Consider the following 23,807-nt stretch of genomic DNA (forward strand, 5'->3'; position numbering starts at 1 on the left):
TCAGACGTTCAACGGCTGGAAAGTGTCAGCGCAACCCGAGCAGCGCCTGCACCCGTTCGCGGCTCACACCCACCAGCGCCGAGGTGATGGCCAGCAGCGACTGGTAATCGTGGCTGGTGGCGGTGCCGGAGAAATCCGCGGCCAGCAGCGCCAGTTCGGCTTGCGGCAGCTCCGATTGCGCCGTGCGCGCCGTGGCCTGACTCAGGGCGAGGGCGGCGGCATCCTGCGAGCGACGCACGCGCGCCAGCGCTTGCACCACCTCGCGCAGACCCTGGCGCAGGGCGTCCGGATTACCCAGTTGCCATTCCCGTGGCGCCAGCGAGGCTGGCAGCGCGGTCGTATCGACGCGGCCACGGCCCGTCACGGCAATGGCGTCCCTGACGCCGTCGAATGTGGCCTCGGGCGTCGTGAAGACGAGCGCGCGCTCCGTGTCGAGCCCGGCGCGGATGCCGACCGGTGCCAGCGTGCGGTCCAGGCGCCGGGCGATCTCTTCCTCCGTCATGCCCGGCTCGAACGTGGCCGCCAGTTGCGGGCCGCCGATGCTGCCGACCGAAAAGCCCAGTGTCTGGGGGGCGGCCGCCTGCAGGCTGGCGACGTCCAGGCCGTCGATACGAAAACGCTGTTGCGCGACGCGGCCGCCGTCGAAGCCCAGCTCGGCATCGAGCCCGGCGCCGCCTTCGCTGCGGCGGGTGTCGAGTGTGTCGCCCAGCTGGCGTGCCCGCGCTTCGAGCTGGCGCGATGCCGCGCCGCGCCCGGCCAGGCGCGTGCTCAGATCGGCCTTGAGCGCTTCGAGCTGGGCGGCGATGCGTGCCAGATAGTCGAGCGCTTGTTGGGCCTGGGCCACGCCCGTTTGCAGATCGTGGCCGTGCGCAGCGCTGCGGCGCGACGCGCGCGCAGTGGCCGCCGTAGCGGACGCCGTCGCGGAGCCCGTCGCGGGTTCGGCCGCGGACGGCTGCGTGGCAACAGCCCGGGCTGCCATGGCGCCAGCGCGGACGAGGCCGGCTGGCGTGCTGCTACCCGAAACGGCCGGCGGGGTAATGGTGCGGGTCAGGGCGTCCATGGGCATCAGAGCGCATCGAACAGCGACAGGTTGCCGATCTTGGCGTAGGCCTTGTAGGTCGCCTGCAGGGCCGATGAGTAGCCGCTGAGCTCAGTCGCGGCGACGCCGACGTCGAGCTGGCCGATGTCGAGGATGGCCATCTGGTTCGACAGGCTGATGTTGGCGTGGTTGGCCTCGAGCGTCCGGATGACGTTCTGGCGCCCGCCCATCGTGGCGATCTTGCTCGACACCAGCCCCTGGGTCGTGTCGAAGCCCTTCAGGTTGGCTGCCAGCACCGCACGTACGGCAGGGTCATTGGCGCTCGCGCTAGGGGCCGACAGCACGCGGATGGTCTCGTCGAGCTGATTCAGCAAGGACTCCAGGCCCGCCAGGTCTTCGTTGGCGGGCTGGGTCAGGCCACTGCCGACCGTGACGTTCTGGCTGTTGGTGTTGCCCACATACGTGTAACGCGCACCCGGTACGGCGGCCGGATCGTAGGCCAGCGGCGCCGTCCGCGTCAGCGTGCCCGAGAACAGATGGTTGCCTTCGTGGTCGACCGTATTGGCGGTGAAGAACAGGCTGTCCTTCAGCGCCTGCAGCGGTGCCAGCATCGCTTTCAGGTCGGCCGGGGCATTGCTGCCGTCGGAGGCCCAGACCAGCAGGTCGCGGCCCTCGTTCATCTCGCTCACCATATTGCTCAGGTAGCCTTCCGACTTGGACAGGCGCAGCTGCAGCGCGCCGATATTGTCGCGGTATTGCTGGACCGACGATTCCTCGCGCTCCAGGCGCGACAGGCGCACGCTGTCGACCGGGTCGTCCGATGGCAGCAGGATGCGCTTGTTGCTGGCGATCTGCTGCATGATCTGGCTGACCCGCTCCTGGTTGACCTGGAGCGAAGCGTTCATCGTCGATTGGTACTGGGAAGTGGCGATACGCATGATTATTCCTTTAGCCCATCATCGCGAGCGTGGCGTCGAACATCGAGTTGGCAATCGAGATCACCCGCATGTTCGCTTCGTACATCCGCTGCAGTTCCACCAGCTTGACCGCTTCTTCGTCTTCGTTGACGCCGCTGGTCGATTGCCAGTCGTCGACCGCTTGCGTGCGCACGGTGTCGGTGGTCTTCAGGGATGCTCTGTTGAGTTTGCTGTCGATGGCCAGTTTGCCCAGCAGCTGGGTATCGGCGTCGCTCAGCAGGACAGTCCCGATCCCGGGCAACGTGACCGGCTGGCCCTTCAGCGCGGCAAGTTGTTGCAGATTGGCGGTATCGCCCGGCAAGCCATCACCCGAGAAGGCCAGGTCTTCGGCCTTGAAGCCGGCGACGACCTTCAGTGCATTCGCGCCGCCGCCCGGGGTGTAGACGAACAGCGGTGTGCCGGCCACGGCGGGCCCGCTGGCGCGCGTGCTGAACCCGAGCGCCAGCTGGGCATTGACGCGCTCGGCAATGGTGCGGCCCAGCGCGTCGACATCATCCTGCAGCGGCTTGAGGGTCGTGATTTCGTACAGGCTCAGGCCACCGATCTGGCCCCCCATTTTCGTGGCATCCAGCGTGAAGGTGGCACTGGCAAACGTGATCGAAAACGCCTGTGGCGCGCCCGTCGTCGCGGCGGCCTGCAGCGTGCCGTGCATGCTGCCGATCACCAGCGCCTGGCCGCTCTTGAGCGCGACATCGCGGCTGCCATCGGCGTTGGTCGATACTTCGAGCGCCATCTTCGACGCCAGTGCGTCGATGGCGTTGTCGCGCGCATCGATCAGGCCGGATGCCGAGACGCCGCCCGCCTGGGTTTCCATGATCTGCCGGTTCAGGCTCGCGATCGTGCCGATGTCGCTGTTGGCCGCATCGACCAGCGCGCTGCGCTGCTGGCGCACCGACGTGATCTGCGCGTTGAAAACATTGTTCATGCCATTGATGCGCTCGCCCATCAGGCTCGCGGACGTCAGCACCTGCTGGCGCAGCGGGGTCGAACCGGGGTCGCCAGCCACGGCGTTGATCGCCTTGAAGAAATCGTCGATGCCGGCCGACAGGCTGGCCGAGGCGTCGCCCATCACGCTTTCGAGCTGCGTCAGGTAGGGCTGCGACTGGGCGTAGGCGCCTTGTTCCGACGCGGCGCGCCACATCGCCTGGCTCTTGTAGTTGTCCGAGAAGCGCATGAGCGAGCTGACCTCGACGCCATTGCCGGCCGACCGCCCGCTGGCATCCGGGCCGACCGATGTGAACAGCGCCGATTGCCGGGTGTACCCCTTGGTTTGCAGATTCGCGATGTTCTGGCTGCTGGCCGACAGGGCGATCTGGGCGGCGAGGGCGCCGGAAAGGGCATTGTTGATGATCGTCATGGTGGAACTCGTTTCGGGACAGGGTTAACCTGATAAGGCGACCAATTCTTGCCGCCTGTTAAGCTTTACTGCAGATTGGCGCTGCCGGTGCAGACGGTCAGGTCTTGCCCCCGCCGGCGCCCGGCACCAGCTGGCGCAGGATCGCGTCGGCGATGCCGAACGCGCGCTGGCCGGCCATATTGCCTGCCAGCAGATCGTCGGCCATGTCCTGCATGTCCTGGTTGACGCGGTTGTTGAACACGCTGTCCTCGCTTGCCATCTCGCGGGTCGAGGCACGCATCGTGCGCAGCATGTGGCCGATGAAGAAGCGTTCGAATTCCACCGCAGCCTTGGTAGCCTTGGCGACGTAGGCCGGATCGACCTGTGGCTCGGCAGCGGGGGCGATCGCATTCTCGGTGTTGGTCGCCAGGCTCGTGTTGCGAAGTTCGTCGATGCGCATCAGATCACCACCAGTTCGCCTTCGATCGCGCCGGCCTGGTCGAGGGCCTGCAGGATCGCCATGATGTCATCGGGCGAGGCGCCCAGGCTGTTGACGGTGTCGATGATCGTCTGCAGGCGCGCGCCGGGCGGCCAGCGGAACATCTGGCCCGAACCCTGGTCGACCGACAGCTTCGATTCGGGCGTCACGGCGGTCTGGCCATTGCTGAGCGGGCCCGGCTGGCTGACACGCGAACTCTCCGAAATGATCACCTTGAGCGAGCCGTGCGTGACGGCGGCCGCTTTCACGCGCAGGCCGTCGGCGATGACGACGGTGCCGGTGCGCGAATTGAACACGACGCGCGGCACCTCGACGCCCGATTCGACGGTCAATGCCGTCAGGCGCGCCATGAACGCCACGCGCTCGGTCGGATTGCTCGGCGCGATGACGTCGACGCTGGTGCCGTCCTGCGTCGTGGCCACCGGGCCGTAGCGCTTGTTGATCGCATCGACGACATTGGTCGCCGTCTCGAAATGCGGCTGGCGCAGGCGCAGCGTGATTTGCGGCCGGGTGGCGAAATCGCTGGCGATCTCGCGCTCGATCTGGGCGCCGTTGGGCACGCGGCCGGCGGTCGGGGTATTCACGGTGACCGACGAACCGCTGCGGCCCGTGGCGTTCAGGCCACCCACCACGACATTGCCCTGGGCCAGTGCATAGACTTCGTTGTCGGCCGCGCGCAGTTGCGTCAGCAGCAGCGTGCCGCCGCGCAGGCTTTTCGAGTCGCCCAGCGACGAAACGGTCACGTCGATCGTCTGGCCACGGCGGTAGCCGGGCGGGAAGGTGGCCGAGACCATGACGGCCGCGACGTTCTTGTTCTTGGCGTCTTCGCCCTCGGGCAGGCGCACGCCGAACTGCTTGAGCATGTTGACGACCGACTGGCTCGAATATTTCACCTGGGTCGAGTCGCCGCTGCCGTTCAGGCCCACGACCAGGCCATAGCCGACCAGCGGATTGTCGCGCACGCCTTCGACGCTGACGAGGTTGCGCAGGGCCTGGGCGGCGTGGGCGGGGTGGATGGGCAGCAGGGCGCTCGCGCAGAACGCGGCAAACAGCAATGGCGCAAAACGGCGCGAAATCATGGAGATCCTCAGAACGGCATCAGGGGGCTGTTGAAAAAGCGCGTCAGCCAGCCCGGTGTGTTGGCTTCGGCCAATGCGCCGCGGGCGGAATAGGCGATGCGGGCATTGGCCACGCGCAGCGACGAGACGCGGTTGTCGGTATCGATGTCGGCGGCGCGGACAAAGCCTTTCAGGCGCACGAATTCTTCGCCCTGGTTCAGCATCAGGTTCTTTTCGCCGGCCACGCGCAGCAGGCCATTGGGCAGCACTTCCTGCACGATCACGGTCAGGGCGCCAGACAATGCATTCTGCTGGGTGCTGGTGGCGTCGCCCTCGAAATCGCGGTCGGCCGAAATGTCGATCCCGGTCTTGCCGTAGACCTTGCCGAGCGCAGCCAGTGGCGAGATGCCGACCGACGAGCCCTTCGAGATGCTGGTGCCGGCGCGCTTGCTCGCTTGCGTCGTCTCTTGCAGGATCACGGTGACGGCGTCGCCCACGCGGTAGGCGCGGCTGTCGGACGTCAGCGAGACCGTGTCGGCCGTGAACACGCCACCCGACAGGCCGGCGCGCACCGGACGCTGCAGCGGCATGGCGTCGTCGTCGGCCAGGGACACCGGCATCGGCGACGAGCAGCCGGCCAGGACCAGCCCGCACAGGGCGGCGGCAAGCGCGCGGGCAAGCGGGATTGCAACGGTATGCATCAGCGTGCCGCCGCCGCCAGGGTCTGCAGCATATTGTCCGCTGCCGACAGCACCTTGGTGTTCATCTCATAGGTGCGCTGGGCCGCGATCATGTCGACCATCTCTTCGACGACCTGCACGTTCGAGCCTTCCAACGAGCCTTGCTTGAGCTTGCCGAATGCGGCGTCGCCCGGGCGGCCTTCATTGGCTGCGCCGCTGGCAGCGGTTTCCTGGAACAGGTTGTCGCCCAGCGCCAGGAGGCCCGTCGGGTTGATGAAGGCGGTCAGGTTCAGCTGACCGATTTCCTGCGGCGCCGGCTGGCCCGCGATCGTGACCGAGACGACGCCGTTCTCGCCGATGGTCACGCCGGCAGCGTTCTGCGGAATCGTGATCTGCGGCACGATCGGCAAGCCCTGGGCATTGGTCAGCGTGCCGTTGGCATCGACCTGCAACTGGCCGGCGCGGGTGTAGGCCGGTTCGCCGTTCGGGCGGCGGACCTGCAGGAAGCCGGCGCCCGAGATCGCGACGTCAAGCGGCTGGCTGGTCTGTTGCAGGCTGCCGTTGGTGAAGGCTTTCTGGGTGCCGACCACGCGCACGCCGTTACCGAGCTGCACGCCATTGCTGACGGTGTTGTCGGCGTTCTGGGCGCCCGGTTGCGCATCGACCTGGTAGAACAGGTCTTCGAACACGACGCGGTCACGCTTGAAGCCGACGGTGTTGACGTTGGCCAGGTTGTTGGCGATGGCCTGCAGCTTGGCGTCTTGCGCCTGTACACCGGTCTTGCTGATCCACATTGCTGGATTCATGGTTGCTCCCTGTGAGGTTGTGCCGGCGTCAAGCGCCGAGCAGTCGGTTGCCCGATTCATTCATGCTGTCGCTGGCCTTGAACATCTTCATCTGCATCTCGAAGCTGCGGTTCAGGGCCATCACGGCGACCATTTCTTCCACTGCCGAAACGTTGCTGCCTTCGAGCACGCGGCTGCGTACATTGATGTTCTGGTCGGCCGCCAGCGGCTCGCCGCCACGCGCCACGATCAGGCCCGCTTCGTTCTTGGTCAGTTCGGCGCCTTCGGCGCTCACCAGCCGCAGCCGGTCGACGACCTGGGTCACGGTGCCACCTTCGGGCATCACCGAGATCGTGCCGTCGTTGGCGATGTCGACCGCCGTGTGCGGCGGCAGCACGATCGCGCCGCCTTCGCCCAGCAGCGGGCGGCCGGCAACCGACAGCGCGCCATTGGCATCGATGGCGATGGCGCCGCTGCGGGTATAGGCTTCGCCGCCAGCCCATTCGACCGCCAGGTAGCCGTTGCCGGCGACGGCCACGTCCAGTGGACGGCCGGTCTCGCGCACAGTGCCGGTGCGGGTGGAAATCGTGTCGGCTTCCGAGCGCGACTGGTGCACGCTGTCGTAGCCGTAGCCACCCAGCGACTGCACCGACGCCAGCTCGATATTGGCGCGAAAGCCCGGCGTGTCGGCATTGGCCAGGTTGTTGGCCCGCACCTGCTGCGCGCGCAGCGTGCGTTCGGCGCCGCTGACGGCGGTAAAGATGAGCTTATCCATGGCGCGGCGCTTACAGGGCCTGCATCAGCGACTGCATCATCTGGTTCTCGGCGGTGATGACCTTCGAGTTCGCCTGATAATTGCGCTGCGACGTCATCAGGCCTACCAGTTCCGACGTGATGTCGACGTTCGAGCCTTCCAGCACGCCCTTGGACAGCTTGCCGCCCAGGCCCACGCCCGGCGTCGTGTACAGCGGCGCGCCCGAATTGGCATTCGCGATCCAGGCGGTATCGCTGACCGATACCAGGCTGCCTTCGTCGGGGAAGGTCGCAATCGCGATCGTGCCGACGACCTGCTGCTGCTCGTTGCTGTACTTGGCCACGATCGAACCGTTCTCGGCCAGCTCGACGCCGACGAAGGTGCCCGAGGCATAACCGTCGGCGCGGTTGGTGGTGTTGGTTGCTTCGCCGGCAAACTTGGACGTGCCCGTATAGTCGAAGCTGAACGTCATGTCGGCCGCGCCCGTTGCGGCGCCGGGGATGGTCAGGGCCGTGCCGGTCGTCGTCGCCGGCAGGATCTGGCCATTGGTGCCGAAGTTCATGGCAAAGCCGGCGCCGGCCGGTGCCGCGCCATCGAGGCTGTAGTGCACGGTCACGGTGTCGGCATCGGTCTTGACGAAGTACTGTGACACGGTGTGCTGGGTGCCGAGCGAGTCGTAGACCACCGACTGCTTGACCATATTGTAGGTATTGGCGTCAGTCGGGCTGAAGGCGGTGGCCGGGACTTTCCAGTCGCCCGACATATTGCCGGCATAGCTCACCTTGGTGGTGGCCACGGCCGGGATCTGGCCGGTCGGGATGGCGATGTCGCCCATCGTGCCAAGCACGCCGCCCACGGTCGGGCCGTAGCCCTGGACTTTCTTGCCGGTCGAATCGACCAGCAAGCCATCGGCGTTGGTCGAGAAGATGCCCACGCGCGAGTACGACACGACGCCCTGGGCATCGCGGCTGGTGAAGAAGCCGCGGCCCTGGATCGCTGCGTCCATGCCGCGCCCGGTGCTCGACAGGCTGCCGTTCTGGCTGATGTTCTGGGTCAGCGACTGTACCTGCACGCCGTTGGCCTGGTCGCCGGCATACACCGAGGCGAAGTTGGCGCGGCTGCTCTTGAAGCCGTAGGTACCGGCGTTGGCGATATTGTTCGACAGCGTCGTGAGCTGTTCGTTGATGGCCTGGATGCCCGACAGGGCGATATTGAAGCTCATGGCTGATCCTTTTAATTGAACGTGACGGGCGCATCGGCGCCGGTGGTCGTGCCGTTGAAACCCGTGATCCAGCCCGGCTCGACGTCGCCGATGCCTGCCACCTGCATGACGATGCCGCCGGTCGACGACAGCCGCACGCTGTTCAGGCGGCCGTCGATTTCCACCGCCGGCTGGGTGCCGTCGGCCGCTTCGGCAGCGATGCTGTATTTGCCTGCTGGCAGGCCGAGTTTGGCCGGGTCGATCGTGAAATGCTGCGCGCCCGCGGCATGCGGCGGCAACTCGATCCGTGTCTGTGTCCCGGTGGCGCCGGTGAGCACCAGGTGGGTCAGGCTGCTGGCCCCGCCCAGCTGGACACTGCCCTGCAGCGCCGTCTCGCCCAGTTGCACGCGGCTCGTCTCGACCGAGACCTGGTTGCCGACCTGGCCGCCCATCGCCAGCACCTGCAGGCTTTGCAGCATGGTGGCGCTGGCAGCGGTGGTCTGCGTCATGTTTTCCAGCGCTTCGGTCTGCGACAGCTGCGACAGCTGGTTGACGAACGTGGCCGGATCCGATGGCGCCAGCGGATCCTGGTTGCGGATCTGCGCGACCAGCAGCTTGGTAAACATGTCCTTGTTGGCGCTGACGGGGCTGGCCGCCGGGGCGACGGCGTTGCTGTTCGCGTTGCCGTTCGTGTTGCCATTCAGGCCGAAGGCATTCGACGCGGTGGTGACCATGATCAGCTCTCTCCCATGCGGATCAGCGACTGCTGCATCGACTTGATGCGGCCCATGACCTCGACATTGGTTTCGAAAGCGCGCGAGGCGGCCATCATGTCAGCCATTTCGGCCACTTCGTTGACGTTCGCGTAGAACACCATGCCGTCGGCATCGGCCAGCGGATTGTCCGGTTCGTGCATGCGGCGCAGTGGCGCGCTCGACTCGACCACGTCGAGCACCTGCACGCTGGCAGTACCGGCGTCGCCCACCATCGCGGCGAACACGGGCTTGCGCGCGCGGTAGGCATCGGCTTCGGTGCCCGCGACTGCGTTTGCGTTGGCCAGGTTGCTGGCGATCGTGTTCATGCGCACGGTCTGGGCCGCCATGGCCGAGCCGGCAATCTGTGAAATATCCTTGAATCCCATGGGATGCTCCTGGTTGGTCTTATTGACCGGAAATGACTTTGTTCAGACCGCGCAGCTTCATGTTGATGAAGGTAAGGCTGGTCTGGAAGTCGGACGCGTTCTGCGAAAACGCTGCCTGCTCGACGCCGATTTCGACGGTGTTGCCGTCAGCGCTGGCCTGGTACGGGACGCGGTACAGCGGGCCGTCGGCCGACAGGGGCGGCATGCCGTCGTCGGCATCGCGCTGGTCCTGCAATGCACTGGCGAAATCGATGTCGCGGGCGGTGTAGCCCGGCGTGCTTTCGTTGGCGATGTTGGCGGCCAGAACGCGGGTGCGTTCAGCGCGCAGCTGCAGCGCGTCGGCGTGTACGCCCAGCGCCTGCTTGAAATTGATCGACATGGCGATTCTCCGTGAAGTGCAGTGGGATTGGTTAAAATGGCTGTTTCCGCCTGACCAATATTGTCCACCCATGAGTTTCCATAAGGCAATACTGATTATTGTAGCGTGTGTGTTGTGCACCACAGCATGGTCAGCGCAAACTATTTCTGCGCAGATACAAAAAATTGCACGTGATGAGCTCGAAAAAGTGGCGGCCGCCAGCGGCTTGTCCGAACCCGAATTCGACTTGACCGTGGTCAGCAGCCGGCCGGCACCAGCGTGCAGCGTGGCGCCCGCCATTGAGGCCGTCGATACGCGCCAGCCGGCGCGAATGCGCTTTGTCGCGCGTTGCCCGGATGGCAGCGGCTGGCGCCATGAATTCATCGTGCGGGCGCGGGTGTCGGCCATGGTGGCCGTGGCCAGCGCGCCGTTGTCAGCCAATACGGTGCTGGGCGCGTCCGATGTCGCACTCGAGCGGCGCGACATCACCAATATTGCCGATCCGGTCGGCGTGCTGGCCAATGTCGTCGGCCAGTCGAGCCGGCGCAGCCTGCGTGCAGGCGATGTGCTGCGCGCGGGCAGCCTGGCCGCACCGGTCGTGGTCAAGCGCGGCGACGGTGTGGTGATGGTGGCGCGCCAGGATGGCATCGAAGTGAGCATGGCCGGCGAGGCGCTCGACGCCGGCGCGCGCGGCGCCGTGGTCCGCGTCAAGAACAGCGCCAGTGGCCAGGTCGTGCGCATGCGCGTGGTCGGCGCCGGCGCGGTCCAGCCGCCCGACTTGCCGTTGGGCGAATGACGGGGCAAGCCCGGCATCATTCAGCCGTCCCCTGCAGCTTGCCGGCGATGCGCGCCAGCTTCGAAGCATAGTCGGGGTCGGTAGCGTAACCGCCGCGCGCCAGTCCCTGCGCGAACGCCTGCGCATCGTTGCCCGTATTGAGGGCGCCGCGGTAGCGCGGGTTGTCCAGCAACACGCGTGCGTAATCCTGGAATGCACTGGCCGCATCCGGATAGGCGCGAAAGCGCTCACGGGTGGTCAGCGCCGCGCCGTTCACGTATTCAGTGGTGGTCGAGTCGCCCGTCGCCCCGTTCCAGCGCGGCCCGGCCTTGATGCCGAACAGGTTGTGGCTGCTCGCACCGCCGGGGGCGCGCAGCGGCCGCTGGCCCCAGCCCGATTCAAGGGCAGCATGGGCCTGCACCAGTTCCGGCGCCACGCCGAGCTGCTGTGCCGCCTGGCGTGCCCAGGGCGCGATGCTGTCCAGGAATGCCTGCTGCTGGGGCGGCCTGGCGACGGCGTTTGGCGCCGGGACACCATCAGCGCCGTCAGCGCCCTCGGTGCCATCCATGATCAGGCCGGTGGCGCGTGCGCGCAGCAGCGCACCTTCGGCGCTCAGTGCGCTGGCAGCGCCGCCATCCGGGTCGCCATGCTGGATGTAGGCAGCCACTTCACTGGCCACATCGTTCAACAGGCTGCCAAACCCCGTGCCCCCGCCGGAAGCGGCGGTCGGGCGCGTTGCGTTCGCTGCGCTCGTGGCGGCGGTTGGCGCGGTGGCCCGGGTCGTCAGGTCAACGTGGCGCATACAATTGCTCTTCGCCGTGCAACACGCGCTGCATGATGCCGTGCTGTTCGGCCAGCAACTGGCCGTTGCGCAGCGTCGCGTCCTTGCAGGCGCGCACCGTCTGCTCCAGCGCCTGCCAGGCCGCCTCGAAGGCGGCGCGCGGGGCCGGCGCCAGCGTCGCGCTGTACTGCGCCATCGTTCCCTGCGGCCCCAGCAGTGCGCGCACCAGATTCACGCGCTGCTGGCGGCGCGCTTCCATGGCCTCGAGCAGCGGGGTGAGTTCATCGGCCAGCGTACTCAGCTCGGCGCTGCGGTGGCGCACGGCGGCGTCGAACTGGCGTTCGAGCAGCATCAGGATGTTGGCCGCTTCCTTGACATCCTGCGTGACGCCATCGGCAAGCAGCGTGTTGGCCTGGCTGCGGGTGAGGGTGGCCATGCTCAGCGTCCCGAGTGGAACTTTTGAATCAGGCCGGCCAGGCGCCCGGCATCGAACGGCAGCTCGCCGCGTGCGAGCGCTTCGCGCAATTCGGCCACGCGCACGGCGTCGAAGTCCGGCATGGCGCTGAGCGCATCGGCGGCAGGCTGCAGCACCGCCGACTGCAGGGCGGCTGCCGGCGCCGCCGACGCTTCGGTCTGGACCGGTACCGACACCGCACCGGCGCCAGGCGTCACGGTGGTGATGGCGGACGACGATGTGCCGGAGATTTTCATGCGGTTACCTCGTGATTTGGTGTTGATGGTCATGGCGATGTCGGCAGCTGGCCGCGCAGAGTTTCCAGTGCCGCCGTGTCGGGCAGGCTGACGGTCGCGCCCGCACCGGCGTTGCCGACCAGTGTCCTGGCTGCGGGTGCGCCGGCGGCCGGTGCGCCGAACATGCCGGCCACGGCACGCGACTGCGCGCTGGTCAGGATCAAGAGTTCGATGCGGCGGTTCTTGCCGTCGAGCGGCTGTTCGGGATGCAGCGGGCCGCGGTCGGCCATGCCCACCACCTGCAGCACGGTGTCGGTGCGCATGCCGCCGGTGAGCAGCTGGGCCCGCGCCGACAGCGCGCGGTCGGTCGACAGCGCCCAGTTCGAATAGGCGCCGCGGTCCATGCCGGCGTAGCGGCTGGCGTCGGTATGGCCGACGATCAGCATCTGGTTGCGCATCTGCGCGAACAGCGGCCCCATCTTCTGCAACAGGCGCGCAAAGCGCCCGGTCGGCAGCGCGCTGCCGCGCATGAACATGCCCTGCTTGTCGGTGTCGTGCAGCATCACGCGCAAGCCGTAGGGCGTGACCACGGTGGCCAGGTTCGGGGCCAGGCCTGCTTCGGCCGACAGCTCGGTGAGCGCTTTGGACAGCGCGGACAGGTCGGCCTGCGTTTCATAGCCGACCTTCGGTGCGTTCGCATCGCCCCCGCTGCCCGGATTGCCGGGGCCGCCATTGCCGGTGTGCGGTACCGGGAAGCGTTCGATCAGGCTGCCGCTGGGTTCGCTGGCGATGGCCGGCTTCTGGCCCTGGCCTTCGAGCATGCCGCTTTCGGTCGCCTCGCTGATGATGGCTTTCAGATTCTGCTGCTCGCGCGAAGCGATCAGCCACAGCACCAGGAACAGGGCCATCAGCGCCAGGCAGAAGTCGGCGAACGCGACTTTCCAGGCGCCGCCATGCTCGTCATGCTGGTGCTTGCCGCCACCACGCTTGACGATGGTCGATTCGTGCTTGTCGTTCGTTTTCGACACGTGTTACCCCGTCATGCGGTCGGCGGCGCGACGGCGCTTGTTCTGCGATTCGTCTTCGCCGCCCATCGCGTTGATCCACTGTTCGAGCTGGGCAAAGCTGGGCTTGGTATTCAGCTGGATCAGGCGGCGCCCGGCGTCGATCGCCAGCAGGGCAGGCTTGCCGGCCACGTGGGTGCACAGCACGACCTTGACGGTTTCCATCGTCGAAGCGTCCGAGTTGACCCGCTGTTTCATCAGGTTGGCCAGCGGCTCGAGCACGCCGTAGCAGGCGAAGATGCCGATGAAGGTGCCGACCATGGCCGCGCCGATCTTTTCGGCGATCTCGCCCGAATCGGCGCCGCCCGAGACCGAGTACATGGCCATCACGATGCCCAGCACGGCCGCCAGGATGCCAAAGCCCGGCATCGCTTCGGCGATCTTCTGCAGCGATTTGGCCGGTTGCGTCAGCTCTTCGTGGATGGCTTCGAGTTCCTGCTCGAGCACGCCTTCGAGCTCGTGCGCGTTGATCTTGCCCATCGCCATCAGGCGGAAGTTATCGACGATGAATGCAAGCAGCTTGGTTTCGTCCAGGATCGCCGGATAGCGCTGGAACAGCGGGCTTTCGGCGGGCGCCTCGACGTGCGCGTCGAGTGCCTTCAGGCCACCGGCGGCAGTCTGCAGCAGCTCGTACATCAACAGCAGCAGCTGGCGCTGGAATTCCGAGTCGTGCTTCTTGCGCGCCGCCACCTTCTTGAGCTGGTGGCCCAGTTCGGCCAGGACGTGCCTCGGGTTGCCGAGCACCAGTGCGCCCAGCGCGGCGCCGCCGATGATCAACAGCTCGATCGGGTGGAAGATCGAGGTAAAGGTGCCGCCCATCAGGGTAAAGCCCCCGAAGACGGCGCCAAGCACGATGGCGATACCGAGTAATTGCTGCATGACGTGGTGCCTTTCTGGCGGTTTCTGTGGTGTCGGTTCAGTCGCGCCGGAGCGCGGTCTTCATTTTTGCCAGCGCGCTCTTGTTGAGCTGGCAGACGCGCGCATCGGACAGGTCGAGCACGGCGGCGATTTCCTTGTAGCTCAGTTCGAACTCATAGATCATCTGGATCACGCGCTGCTCCTTGTCGTTCAGCCTGGCCAGCGCCTGTTCCAGGCTGCGCCGTACCAGATAGCTTTCTTCAGGGCCGGGCGTGTGCTGCTCGGCGCCAACCGCTTCCTGCAGGATCTCGTCGAAACTGAGCATTTCTTCGGCGCTTTCGGCCAGCAGATACTGTTGATATTCATCCGGACTCAGGCCCAGTGCGGCTGCCGCTTCCTGTTCGTTCGGCTCGCGGCCCAGGCTGCGGGTGAGCGCGCGCAGCGCGTCGCGCTGGCGGTGGCTGTCCTGGCGCACGGCGCGCGGGCGCCAGTCCTGGCGCCGCAATTCGTCCAGGATTGCACCGCGCACGCGCAGTGCGGCGTAGCTTGAAAACCCGGTATCCGGCGTGCCATAGCGACGCAGCGCTTCGAGCAGGCCCATCAGGCCGATCTGTTCCATGTCCTCGCGCCCCATCGCGCCCGAGACCTGGCTGCCGAGCTGACGCACGATGCGCTTGACCAGCGGCGCATACGCCACCAGGTGACGCGACTCGTCCTGCGGCGACAAGCCCGCGCTGGCCACCACGTCGCCATATTCGCTGGCGGCGGCATCGGCGTAATCGGTCATGTAGGCCACGGCGTCTCCGGGATCAGGCTGCGTATCACTCGATGATCAGCTTGCCGACCATGACTTCGGAAAACGGCTTGATGTGGTTTTCCTTCGCATAGTTGGCGTCGAAGACCTTGTTCAGCTCGGCCGCGTACTGGTCCACCGTCATGGCGGACGCTTCGGTCATCGTGCGTGCCGACAGGGCGGACACCACGATGCTGCGCAGCAGCGGCAACTGTTCCTTGGTGGCCTTTTCGTCCGCTGCCGTGGTGGCCAGCACCAGGTCGACCGACAGGTAATGGGTGGCCTGCTCGGCCGGTGCACGGCGCAGCATGACGATGACCTTGTCCAGCGTGACGTACTTGGTCAGCTTGGTCTCGGGCGCCGGCTTGGCGGCCACGGCGGCGCCTGCGGTCGTGCTCGTGTACCACATGGCGCCACCGGCGGCGGCGGCCGCCAAGACGGCGACCGCGGCAATGGCGATGATCAGTTTTGATTTCATGGGGGTCGTGTCAGTTCATCGAGAAAAGAGTGGCGCCGGCGGCGGTTTCGTCGTGCAGCGCGCGGCCAGGGGTGCGCGCCTGTTCCTGTTCCTGGCGCGAACGACCCTGGGCATCGGCCTGGCCCTGGCCCGGCGTCTGGCCACCGGTCTGGGCGCTGGCCTGCATGCGCGGCACGTCGCTGACGTTGACCGAGACACTGCTGTACTGGCGCCCCGCGAGGTCGCTGCGCAGGCTGTCGCTGACAGCGTTCAGCTGGCGCAAGACGTCGCTGTTGGACGCGGCGATGTGGATCTCCAGGTTGCCGCCGCTGTGGCGGATCGCGATGTCGATGCGGCCGAGCATCGGCGGCTCGAGGCGGATCGTGGCCTGGTCGATGTTGCGGCCAAGCTGGAGCTGCAGGCGCTCGCCCAGCGCCTCGTGCAGGTTCTGGCGCCATGCAGTCGGCGGACCAGCCAGCACGAGGCTGTCGGCGCCGCGCGCGCCCGCGGGCGGCGTGGCAGCGGCGCTCACGCCCGGCACCGTCGTGACGCTGGCGGCGTCGGCGCTGGCCTCGGCCGCGGCCTCACCCGCTACGGGCGCGGCGGCAGGCAAGGCGTTCGGCTGCGCCGTCACCGGCTGGGCGGCGCCCGGGCCAGGCCCGGTTGCTGCTGCCGGCATGCCGGCGGCCTGCACGGCAGATGGCAGGATCGGCGGCGCTGCGGCGGTCAGCACATTGGCCGCTGCCGGTGTGGCGCGTGCGCCGCCCGCCTGGGCGACGGCCTCCAGCACGCCGGCAGCATCGTCGGAAGGCGCAGCAGCGCCATCACCGGCAACGCCGGGCTTCGCACCCTGCATCGCCAGCATCATCGCTGGCAGTGCGGCCGGCGCCACCAGCGGCGCCATCGCGGCCAGCAGGACGTCAGGCGCGTGCTCTTCTTCGGGCGCTGCCTTGGCTTCATCGGCGTCGGCGTCCGGCGCGGCCACGGTATCGCCCTGCGGCGCGGCGGCGGTCTCGGGCAACGCTTGCTCCCGTGCGATCCAGTGACCGAAGGGCAGGGCCGCGGCTGGCGGCGTCGCAGGCGCCTGGGCCGGCGTGTCAGCACCGGCTGCGCCGGCAGGCGGCGCCAGCGCATCGGGCGCCGCTGCCGGGGCGGGATTGCCGGCCACGTTGCCGGCCGCGCGCATCGCAGTATTCATGGCGCTGTTCATCGCAAGGTTCATTGCACAATCTCACCAGGTTCGGTTGCGCCCGCGAGGGCATAGGCTATCCAGCCTTCCTTGTTGTCGCGCATCTCGTCCATGCGCGCCTGCAGGCCGGCAGCGGCAGCGGCGCCCGCATGCGCGGCGCGCTCGTGCGCTGCCTGCAGTTGCCGCAGGGCCGCGCGCTCGGCGGCGCTCCACGGGCCCTTGACGGCCAGCGCCTGCAACTGGCGCGCCAGGTCGCGCACGGCCCGCTCGAGGCCATCCCAGTCGGCGCCGCTGACGGCGGCGTCGAGATCTGCGCCCAGGCGGCCGATGACGAGTGACCTATCCATTGCGTTCCTGAACGCCTTTCCAGCCCTGGCGAATGGTCGACAGGATGCGGGTGACTTCATCGACCATGTCCGGGTCGAGCTTGATGCCGGCCGTGTGCAGGCGGCCCGCGCAGAAGTCGTAGATGCGGGCGAGGTTGGCGACCGTGTCGCCGCCGCCGTCGAAGTCGAGCGAGCTGGCCAGGCCATTGATGATCTCGACGCACTTGTTGATGCTGTTTGCCTTCTGTTCGTAGCGGCGGGCGACGATGTGCGCGCGGGCGCGCGCCAGTTCGTCGAGCAGGCCGTCGGTGAGCAGCAGCACCAGGTCGACCGGCGAGGCGCGGGTGGTCTGCGCGTCGAGGTTCACTGCGTGGTAACTGCCGTAGGCTTCTTGATAGGACATGGTGGGAATCCGGCTGTGGTTATTTGTCGTTGCCGAACAGGGCATCGAACAGGGACACGTTGTTGTTCATCACGGACTGCATCGTCTGCAGCTGCGTGAATTGGCGCAGGTAGCGCTGGTAGGCGGCTTCATGCTGCCCGTCGAGCGAAGCCTGGCGATCGCTCAGGCGCGATTGCTGGCTGGTGGTCTGTTCGCGGCGCTGCTTGATCTGGCCGTCGACGCTGCTGCTCCAGGTTTTCAGGTAGTTGTCGAGCGCACCGGCGATGCCGGTCGGGGCCGACGTACTCGGCGCGCCGATCAGCGCGTCCAGGCCTGTGGGATTGACGGCCAGCTGGCTGGTCAGGCGCGCCGCATCCAGTTCGAGCGTGCCGCTGCGGGTGGAAATGATGCCGTAGGCCGCCAGCGAATCGCCACTGGCGGGCCGCAGCAGCGACCCGAGCCGGTCGTTAAGGGCGCGCACGCCGCTGTCATGCGCGAACGTGCCGCCGGCCACGCCCTTGGCAGCGTCGCCGCTGGCGGTCAGCTTGCTCAGCGTGTTCTTGAGCTTGTTGTAGGCGTCGACGAACGCCTGCACATTGGCCGTGGTGGCCTTGGTGTCGGCCGATACGGTCAGCGTGACGGGCGCCGCGCCGGTCGTCTGGGCCCGGGTAAACGTCATGCTGACGCCATCGACGGCGGTGAACGTGTTGCTGGCCTGCGTGATCGCGGTGCCGTTCTCGGCGCCGACGCGGATCTCGGCATCCTGGGCCTCGACCAGCACGCGGTGCCGCGCCGGGTCGGCATTCGCGTCAACCAGGCTGGACGTACCGGTCAGGTCGCTCGTATCGAGCGTGATGGCCGAGTTCAGGCCCGTGTCCCGGGCGGTGAGCACCAGCTCCGCCGTACCGCCGGTGGTGACGATCGAGGCCGTGACCTTGCCCCCGTTGCCGGCTGCGCCATTGATGGCGGCGGCCAGTTCGCGCGTGCTCAGCGCGCCGCCATCGGTATTGGCCGCGATCATGTCGACGTCGAAGGCGAGGGCGCCGCCCATGTTCAGTTTGAGCGTGCCCGCCACGCCGGTGCTGTCGGTCAGGCCCGTGAGCGAGACCTGGCTGGCCGTGGCGATCTGCTTGACGAAGAACGCATACGTGCCGGCGGCGGCCTTGCTGCTGGCCGTGGCGCTGCCGATCGTGGTGTCGCCAAACACGGCGGACTGGGCGAACACCTTCTTGTTCGCGCCCGTGAGCGCCGCCAGGCTGGTCTGGAACGCCAGCAGCGCCGAATTCATCTCGGTCAGGCCGCGCTCGGCGGCCGTGGCGGCGGCAAGCTGCGTCGTCAGGATCTGCTGGCGCGGCGCGATGTACTTGTCCGCCAGATTCGTCGCGGTCGGGACGGGATCGTAGACCGGTGAGGTGATTGCCGTTGCCATGGGATGGGTTCCTTGTGGTTGCGTGTGCGTGTGCGTGTGCTTGTACGTGTGCGTGTGGTTGGGCTCAGGCCCGCCCGGCCAGCCAGGATTGGGTGGCGATATCGTCTTCGCGCTTGCGGGTGGCGCGCTCCTGCCCGGCGGCCTGCGCGCTTTGTTCGCGTGCCAGCACCTTGCCCAGCAGTTCGCGTCCGACCCAGGCATCCCTGAGCCGGTCCTGCGAGACCGCCATGTTCGCCTGGTGCAGCGACAGGTCGACCCGGTGGCTGTCGGCCAGCGCCATCACGCCCTGCTTGTAGGCGCCGCAGTTCAGCGCCATGGCAGGATTGATCTGCAGCGCCGCGCCCGATGCGCCGCTGCCGTGCGTCAGCGCCGTCAGGCGTTGCAGGTTGTTCTGGTAGCGCACCCGGGTTGCTTCCTGGCTGGCCAGATCGGCTTCCAGGCGTTCGACCTGGGTCGAACGGAGCTGCACCAGGGTGCCCAGGCTGCGGATGGTCGTCGAACGGGTCATGCCATGATCGCTTTCAGGGCGTCGATGCAATGGTCGATGGGCGCGCCTTCGCGCGTGCCCTGGCATAAAAACGTCTCGATATGCGGCTGCAGCGCCACGGCGCGGTCGGTCTCCGGGTCGGCGCCCGGCACGTACGCGCCCAGTGGGATCAGGTCGCGCACGCGCGCATGGCGCGCCAGGGCCGCCTTGAGCCTGCGTGCGGCCAGCGTGTGCTCCGGCGTGACCACCTGCGCCATGCAGCGCGAGATCGATTGCGCAATGTCGATCGCCGGGTAGTGGCCGCGCTCGGCCAGTTCGCGCGTGAGCACGATGTGGCCATCGAGGATCGCGCGCGCCGAGTCGACCACCGGATCCTGCTGGTCGTCGCCCTCGGCCAGCACCGTGTAGATGGCGCTCATGCTGCCTTGCGGGTTCTCGCCATTGCCGGCCGATTCGACCAGTTGCGGCATGTTCGAAAACACCGACGGCGGATAGCCGCGCGTGGCCGGCGGCTCGCCCAGCGACAGCGCCACTTCGCGCAGCGCCATCGCGTAGCGGGTCAGCGAATCGCACAGCAGCAGCACGTTCTGGCCGCGGTCGCGGAAATGCGCCGCCACCGCATGGCACAGCTCGGTCGCCATGACACGCATCAACGGGCTGTCGTCGGCCGGTGCGACGACGAGAACGGCGCGCTTCAGGCCTTCGGGTCCGAGTGAGCGCTCGACGAATTCGCGCACCTCGCGATTGCGCTCGCCGATCAGGCCGACCACGACCACATCGGCCACGGTCTGGCGCGTGATCAGGCCCAGCAGCACCGATTTGCCGACGCCGGAACCGGCCATCAGGCCGACGCGCTGGCCCTTGCCGATGGTGAGCATTGCATTGATGGCGCGCACGCCGACGTCGAGCGGCTCGTCCACCGGGGTTTTCTTCAGCGGATTCACGCGCGGCGGGGCAGGGGCGAGCGGCTGGTCGCCACTCAGGCGGCCCAGGCCATCGATCGGCTCGCCCAGGCCGTTGACCATGCGGCCCATCCAGCTCGGGCCGATCATCAGCTCGGCCTTGTCCGCCGCCGGCAGCACGCGCGCGCCGGTGGCCAGGCCGGTCGCCTTCTTGAACGGCATCAGGTACGAGACCTTGTCGCGAAAGCCGACCACCTGCGCATCGAGCCACTCACCATCAACCGTCTCGATGCGGCAGCGCTGGCCCGTGTGCAGGCGGCAGCCGCTCGCTTCCAGCAGTAGCCCCTGGGCGCCGACCAGGCGTCCGGTGGGCGTGGCCACTGGCACCGCGCCGAGTTCGACAGCGCGCAGCGAGTCAGCCAGCGAATGCGATAGCGAATTTGCCATTGACGCGGCCAATCCCGTCATGCCCGTTCCCCTTCACCGAGCAACTGGTTCTGGACCTGTTCCATCACGGCCGCCAGGCGCCCCTGGCAACCGGCATCGACTTCATGGTCGCCCGAACGCACGCGGCATTCGCCGGCGTCGAGCGCCGGGTCGGGCAGGATCGTCCACTTCTTGGCGCGCTTCGGATCGAGCTCCAGCACGCGGCGCAGTTCTTCCGGATTCATGAACACCTCGACCTGGTCGCGCGACGGCGGCATCACGGCCAGCGCTTCCTCGACCAGCGAGAGCAGCTGCACCGGCTGCAGCGCCAGTTCGGCGCGGATCACCTGGCGCGCGATCTTGCCTACCAGCTCGACCACTTCGGTGCGCTGCGCGGCGCGCAGGTCGGTCTTGAGTTTCTTGAGGCTCTTGAGCATCGCGTCGACCGGCTTGGCCAGCTGTTCGAAGCTCTCGAGCGCCATCGCCCGGCCTTCGTCAATGCCCCGTTCGAGGCCTTCGATCTTGCCTGCGGCAATGCCATCGGCGCGGCCCTGGTCCAGCCCCACCTCGTAGCCGTCACGCTGGCCCTGGCGATAACCGTCGGCCAGCGCGCTTTGCCACTCGTCGGCGGCATTGCCACCGGCCGCCCCGGCGGACGCGCCGGCAGGGCGCGCCGCGCTGAACTGGTGCAGCGGCGGAAAGTGGTAAGTGCGAAACGGTTTCATTCGGCGGTCGCTTCGGCAAACAGCTGGATGTCGATCTCGCCGGCATCGGCCAGCTCCTTGACCGTGGTCATGATTTCGCGGCGGGTCTGCTCGATGCGCGACATCGGCACCGGGCCCGAGCGGCGCATCAGGTCTTCGAAGCTTTGCGCCTGGCGGCGCGGCATCGCGGCCAGGATGGTGTCGCGCAGCGGCGCTTCGGCGCCCTTCAGCGCGATCGCCCACTGCTCCAGCGGCACGTCGTCGAGCAGGCGCGAGATGACCGGTTCGGTCTGGCGCGACAGGATGAAGAAGTCGTACATCGACATTTCGATCTGCGAGACGACCTCGGGATCGTGGGCGCGCAGCAGTTCGACCATGCCGGCGCGGTTGTCCTGCAGGCGGTTGAGGATGTCGGCGACCTGGCGTACGCCTTCGACGCTGGCGCTTTGCGTGTCGAACGCGGCCAGGCAGCGGCCGACCAGCTCTTCGAGCTCGTGCAGCACGTCGCGGTTGATCTCGTCCAGGCGCGCCATGTTCAAGAGCACCAGTTCGCGCCCCTCCACCGGCAGCGCTTCCAGGATCTGCGAGGCCAGTGCGGGCGGCAAAAAGGCCAGGAACACGGCCTGCATCTGCACGTGCTCGCTCGAGACGAATTCGGCCAGCCACTTTGGCGACGCGTACTGCAGGCGCGCCATTTTCGGGCGGATCGCATCGCCATAGATCGAATTGAGCACGCTGTTGGCGATGTCGCTGCCCAGCGCCAGATCCAGCGAGCGCTTCAGGTAGCTGCGCGAGGCGCCATGCAGGCCGCTTTGCTGGCGGTAGTCGTCGAAGAACGTCTGCAGCGCCGATTTGACGGTGTCGACCTTGATGCCGCTCATGCGCGACATGACCTGGGTCAGCTCCATCAGTTCGTCGCGCTCGAGACAGCGCAGCACGGCCGCAGCCTGTTCTTCGCCGATCGACAGCAGCACGATGGCTGCCTGCTCGACCGGGGTCAAGCCGGCCTCGAGGTCGCTGTCTTCGATGTTATTCAGTTCGGCCATGTTTTTTCTGTACCCATTGTTTGACGACTTCAGCAACGCGCTCCGGCTCCTTGGCCGCCAGCACTCTCAGGTGATCGACCATGACGTCGACCGGCGAGCCGGATGGCGGCAAGTCATAGTTCTCGAGAAGGGGAATGACGGCGCCCGGGCTGCCCTGCGCAGGTGCTTCGAGCGCCGCCACGCTGCCAGGCAGTGCGGTGAGCGGCGCCGCGGCAGTGGCGCCCGGCAAGGCCGGGGTGGCCGGGATGGCCGGCGTGGCCGGCGACGGCGCCAGCCGCGTGGTGGCGGCGCGCAGCAGCGGCCTGGCCAGCAGGAAGTAGGCCAGCAGCGCGCCGACGGCCCACAAGGCCCAGCTCGCCATGTCGACGATGTTGTCGCGTTGCTGCCACCAGGCCTGTTCCACCGGGGCGGCCGGGAACTTCATGGCCGACACGGCCAGCACATCGCCCCGTGCAGCGTCGATGCCCAGGCCACCGGCCAGGATCTTCTCGATGTTCGTCAGTTCGGCCGGTGTCCAGGCCTTGCCGTCGGCGGCGCTGGTCGCGTTGAGCACCACGGCCACCGACAGTTTTTTCAGGCGGCCCCGCTCGCGCTTGATCTGCGTGATCGCGCGGTCATACGCGTACTGGCGGGTGGTGGCGTTCTTGCGCGCGCTGCCATCGTCGGGTTTTTCGGCAGGCGGGGCGCCCGCCGCGTCCGTGACGGCCGGCGCCGGCGGCCGGTTCGACAGCGTGCCCGGCACGCCCATCGCCATGCGGCTTTTTTCCATCTCTTCGCGCATGGCTTCGCTCGTGACTTTCGGGGCTTCGCCGTATTTTTCCTGGGTTTCTTCGATGCGGTCGTTGTCCACGGCGGCGGTCACGCTGACCTTGTAGTTGGCCACGCCAAGAATCGGCGCGAGCAGGTCGTTGACGTTGGCGCGCACCTCGTCGGCGTGGCGCTTTGCAGCCGTGTCGCCCTGCGCGGCGCCATCGAAGCCGTCGGCCAGGTCGATGCGCGAGGACAGGTAGTTGCCGGCCTGGTCGACCAGCGAGACGCGCTGCGGCGACAGGCCCGCCACGCTGCCCGAGACCATGTTGACGATCGCGGCGATCTGTTCGTTGCCCAGGCTGCGGCCCGGCTTGACGGCGACCACGACCGACGCCGAGTTGCCGTCGGCATTGCCGGTCACGAACGAACTGGTCTTCGCGATGGCCAGGTGCACGCGGGCGCTGGCGATCGAATCCATCGTCAGGATGCTTTGCGCCAGCTCGCCTTCGAGGCCGCGCCGGAAACGCACGTCCTGCACGAACTGCGACACGCCGAGCGGGTCGTTGCGGTCCATCAGCTCGAGGCCGGCCGGCAGCTGGGCGGTGACGCCCTTGGCCGCGAGCAGCATGCGCACCTTGCCCAGCTGCGACGACGGGACCAGCACCTGGCCGCTGTCCGGATGGACGCGGTAGGGAATCTGTTCGGCTTCGAGCACCGTCATCATGTCGGCGGCAACGACTTTCTCGCGCGCGCCGAAGACTGGCTTGTAGCTCGATTGATCCTGCCACATGAACATCATGACGGCAGCGGTGACGGCCACTGCCAGGCCCAGCATCAGCGGCAGGTTGTTGCGCAGCAGCGGTGGCAGCGCGGGCAGCGCGAACTTGCCGCTGAAGGGGGACTTGAGGGAGGAGAGCACG

The 23,807-nt window shown here is 67.4% G+C and carries 29 protein-coding genes; 1 reads left to right on the top strand and 28 read right to left on the bottom strand.

Annotated elements, in window-relative coordinates:
• Nucleotides 1–25 precede the first annotated feature (25 nt).
• From AC1MGT_RS17100 to flgB, 12 genes are all read right to left on the bottom strand, one after another.
• Nucleotides 26–1,066 (bottom strand): hypothetical protein, encoded by a 1,041-nt coding sequence (locus AC1MGT_RS17100; protein ID WP_499501172.1) that lies wholly within the window; start codon nt 1,064–1,066, stop codon nt 26–28.
• The gene (gene flgL / locus AC1MGT_RS17105) at nt 1,066–1,977 is read right to left on the bottom strand and encodes a flagellar hook-associated protein FlgL (protein WP_499501173.1); all 912 of its coding nucleotides are present in this window, start codon (nt 1,975–1,977) and stop codon (nt 1,066–1,068) included. Before flgL ends, AC1MGT_RS17100 begins: the two co-directional genes overlap by 1 nt.
• Nucleotides 1,978–1,987: 10 nt before the next feature.
• On the bottom strand, nt 1,988–3,373 hold the full coding sequence (flgK, locus tag AC1MGT_RS17110) for a flagellar hook-associated protein FlgK (RefSeq protein WP_499501174.1): 1,386 nt from the start codon (nt 3,371–3,373) through the stop codon (nt 1,988–1,990).
• Between the two features lie 97 nt (nt 3,374–3,470).
• The gene (locus tag AC1MGT_RS17115; protein WP_499501175.1) at nt 3,471–3,812 is read right to left on the bottom strand and encodes a rod-binding protein; all 342 of its coding nucleotides are present in this window, start codon (nt 3,810–3,812) and stop codon (nt 3,471–3,473) included.
• Nucleotides 3,812–4,930, bottom strand: coding sequence for a flagellar basal body P-ring protein FlgI (locus AC1MGT_RS17120; protein WP_499501176.1), 1,119 nt, complete (start codon nt 4,928–4,930; stop codon nt 3,812–3,814). The genes AC1MGT_RS17115 and AC1MGT_RS17120 overlap by 1 nt, the downstream gene beginning before the upstream one ends.
• An 8-nt stretch (nt 4,931–4,938) precedes the next feature.
• Nucleotides 4,939–5,610 (bottom strand): flagellar basal body L-ring protein FlgH, encoded by a 672-nt coding sequence (flgH, locus tag AC1MGT_RS17125; RefSeq protein WP_499501177.1) that lies wholly within the window; start codon nt 5,608–5,610, stop codon nt 4,939–4,941.
• Nucleotides 5,610–6,395, bottom strand: coding sequence for a flagellar basal-body rod protein FlgG (flgG, locus tag AC1MGT_RS17130; protein WP_183549500.1), 786 nt, complete (start codon nt 6,393–6,395; stop codon nt 5,610–5,612). The genes flgH and flgG overlap by 1 nt, the downstream gene beginning before the upstream one ends.
• A 28-nt stretch (nt 6,396–6,423) precedes the next feature.
• Nucleotides 6,424–7,149, bottom strand: coding sequence for a flagellar basal body rod protein FlgF (locus AC1MGT_RS17135; RefSeq protein ID WP_332530266.1), 726 nt, complete (start codon nt 7,147–7,149; stop codon nt 6,424–6,426).
• 10 nt (nt 7,150–7,159) lie between these two features.
• Nucleotides 7,160–8,350, bottom strand: a complete 1,191-nt coding sequence (locus AC1MGT_RS17140) for a flagellar hook protein FlgE (RefSeq protein WP_499501178.1) — start codon at nt 8,348–8,350, stop codon at nt 7,160–7,162.
• Nucleotides 8,351–8,361: 11 nt separating this feature from the next.
• On the bottom strand, nt 8,362–9,063 hold the full coding sequence (locus AC1MGT_RS17145; RefSeq protein WP_499501179.1) for a flagellar hook capping FlgD N-terminal domain-containing protein: 702 nt from the start codon (nt 9,061–9,063) through the stop codon (nt 8,362–8,364).
• 2 nt (nt 9,064–9,065) lie between these two features.
• Nucleotides 9,066–9,470, bottom strand: coding sequence for a flagellar basal body rod protein FlgC (gene flgC, locus AC1MGT_RS17150; RefSeq protein ID WP_258836342.1), 405 nt, complete (start codon nt 9,468–9,470; stop codon nt 9,066–9,068).
• A 19-nt stretch (nt 9,471–9,489) separates the two neighbouring features.
• Nucleotides 9,490–9,849, bottom strand: coding sequence for a flagellar basal body rod protein FlgB (gene flgB / locus AC1MGT_RS17155; protein ID WP_499501181.1), 360 nt, complete (start codon nt 9,847–9,849; stop codon nt 9,490–9,492).
• Nucleotides 9,850–10,036: 187 nt separating this feature from the next.
• On the opposite strand from flgB, the gene flgA reads away from it, so the two are divergent.
• On the top strand, nt 10,037–10,624 hold the full coding sequence (flgA, locus tag AC1MGT_RS17160) for a flagellar basal body P-ring formation chaperone FlgA (RefSeq protein WP_499501182.1): 588 nt from the start codon (nt 10,037–10,039) through the stop codon (nt 10,622–10,624).
• A gap of 16 nt (nt 10,625–10,640) precedes the next feature.
• Here flgA and AC1MGT_RS17165 read toward each other — a convergent pair whose 3' ends face one another.
• From AC1MGT_RS17165 to fliF, 16 genes are all read right to left on the bottom strand, one after another.
• Nucleotides 10,641–11,405, bottom strand: coding sequence for a glycoside hydrolase family 73 protein (locus tag AC1MGT_RS17165; RefSeq protein WP_499501184.1), 765 nt, complete (start codon nt 11,403–11,405; stop codon nt 10,641–10,643).
• A complete protein-coding gene (gene flgN, locus AC1MGT_RS17170) occupies nt 11,392–11,820 on the bottom strand; it encodes a flagellar export chaperone FlgN (protein WP_499501186.1) in 429 nt (142 codons plus the stop codon). Before flgN ends, AC1MGT_RS17165 begins: the two co-directional genes overlap by 14 nt.
• A gap of 2 nt (nt 11,821–11,822) precedes the next feature.
• Nucleotides 11,823–12,128, bottom strand: coding sequence for a flagellar biosynthesis anti-sigma factor FlgM (gene flgM, locus AC1MGT_RS17175; RefSeq protein ID WP_499501187.1), 306 nt, complete (start codon nt 12,126–12,128; stop codon nt 11,823–11,825).
• Nucleotides 12,125–13,102 (bottom strand): flagellar motor protein MotB, encoded by a 978-nt coding sequence (locus tag AC1MGT_RS17180; RefSeq protein ID WP_499501189.1) that lies wholly within the window; start codon nt 13,100–13,102, stop codon nt 12,125–12,127. The genes flgM and AC1MGT_RS17180 overlap by 4 nt, the downstream gene beginning before the upstream one ends.
• Before the next feature lie 3 nt (nt 13,103–13,105).
• Nucleotides 13,106–14,017, bottom strand: a complete 912-nt coding sequence (gene motA, locus AC1MGT_RS17185; protein WP_332530275.1) for a flagellar motor stator protein MotA — start codon at nt 14,015–14,017, stop codon at nt 13,106–13,108.
• 37 nt (nt 14,018–14,054) lie between these two features.
• A complete protein-coding gene (locus AC1MGT_RS17190) occupies nt 14,055–14,783 on the bottom strand; it encodes a FliA/WhiG family RNA polymerase sigma factor (protein ID WP_499504307.1) in 729 nt (242 codons plus the stop codon).
• A gap of 34 nt (nt 14,784–14,817) precedes the next feature.
• Nucleotides 14,818–15,267 carry a flagellar basal body-associated FliL family protein gene (locus AC1MGT_RS17195; RefSeq protein WP_499501191.1) on the bottom strand — a complete coding sequence of 150 codons (450 nt, stop codon included), beginning with the start codon at nt 15,265–15,267 and terminating at the stop codon, nt 14,818–14,820.
• Nucleotides 15,268–15,277: 10 nt separating this feature from the next.
• Nucleotides 15,278–16,444 (bottom strand): flagellar hook-length control protein FliK, encoded by a 1,167-nt coding sequence (locus tag AC1MGT_RS17200; protein ID WP_499501193.1) that lies wholly within the window; start codon nt 16,442–16,444, stop codon nt 15,278–15,280.
• Nucleotides 16,445–16,464: 20 nt separating this feature from the next.
• Nucleotides 16,465–16,782, bottom strand: coding sequence for a hypothetical protein (locus AC1MGT_RS17205; RefSeq protein ID WP_499501194.1), 318 nt, complete (start codon nt 16,780–16,782; stop codon nt 16,465–16,467).
• On the bottom strand, nt 16,775–17,164 hold the full coding sequence (fliS, locus tag AC1MGT_RS17210) for a flagellar export chaperone FliS (RefSeq protein ID WP_332530279.1): 390 nt from the start codon (nt 17,162–17,164) through the stop codon (nt 16,775–16,777). The genes AC1MGT_RS17205 and fliS overlap by 8 nt, the downstream gene beginning before the upstream one ends.
• A 19-nt stretch (nt 17,165–17,183) precedes the next feature.
• A complete protein-coding gene (gene fliD / locus AC1MGT_RS17215) occupies nt 17,184–18,572 on the bottom strand; it encodes a flagellar filament capping protein FliD (RefSeq protein WP_499501195.1) in 1,389 nt (462 codons plus the stop codon).
• A gap of 64 nt (nt 18,573–18,636) precedes the next feature.
• Nucleotides 18,637–19,080, bottom strand: a complete 444-nt coding sequence (locus AC1MGT_RS17220; RefSeq protein WP_499501197.1) for a flagellar FliJ family protein — start codon at nt 19,078–19,080, stop codon at nt 18,637–18,639.
• Entirely contained in the window at nt 19,077–20,408 is a 1,332-nt protein-coding gene (gene fliI, locus AC1MGT_RS17225) for a flagellar protein export ATPase FliI (RefSeq protein WP_499501198.1), read from the bottom strand. The genes AC1MGT_RS17220 and fliI overlap by 4 nt, the downstream gene beginning before the upstream one ends.
• A 17-nt stretch (nt 20,409–20,425) precedes the next feature.
• A complete protein-coding gene (fliH, locus tag AC1MGT_RS17230; RefSeq protein ID WP_499501199.1) occupies nt 20,426–21,112 on the bottom strand; it encodes a flagellar assembly protein FliH in 687 nt (228 codons plus the stop codon).
• Nucleotides 21,109–22,137, bottom strand: a complete 1,029-nt coding sequence (locus AC1MGT_RS17235; RefSeq protein WP_499501200.1) for a FliG C-terminal domain-containing protein — start codon at nt 22,135–22,137, stop codon at nt 21,109–21,111. Before AC1MGT_RS17235 ends, fliH begins: the two co-directional genes overlap by 4 nt.
• The gene (fliF, locus tag AC1MGT_RS17240; RefSeq protein ID WP_499501201.1) at nt 22,121–23,806 is read right to left on the bottom strand and encodes a flagellar basal-body MS-ring/collar protein FliF; all 1,686 of its coding nucleotides are present in this window, start codon (nt 23,804–23,806) and stop codon (nt 22,121–22,123) included. Before fliF ends, AC1MGT_RS17235 begins: the two co-directional genes overlap by 17 nt.
• Between the last annotated feature and the right edge of the window lies 1 nt (nt 23,807).

It is taken from the genome of Telluria sp. BA11 (genome assembly GCF_056680305.1).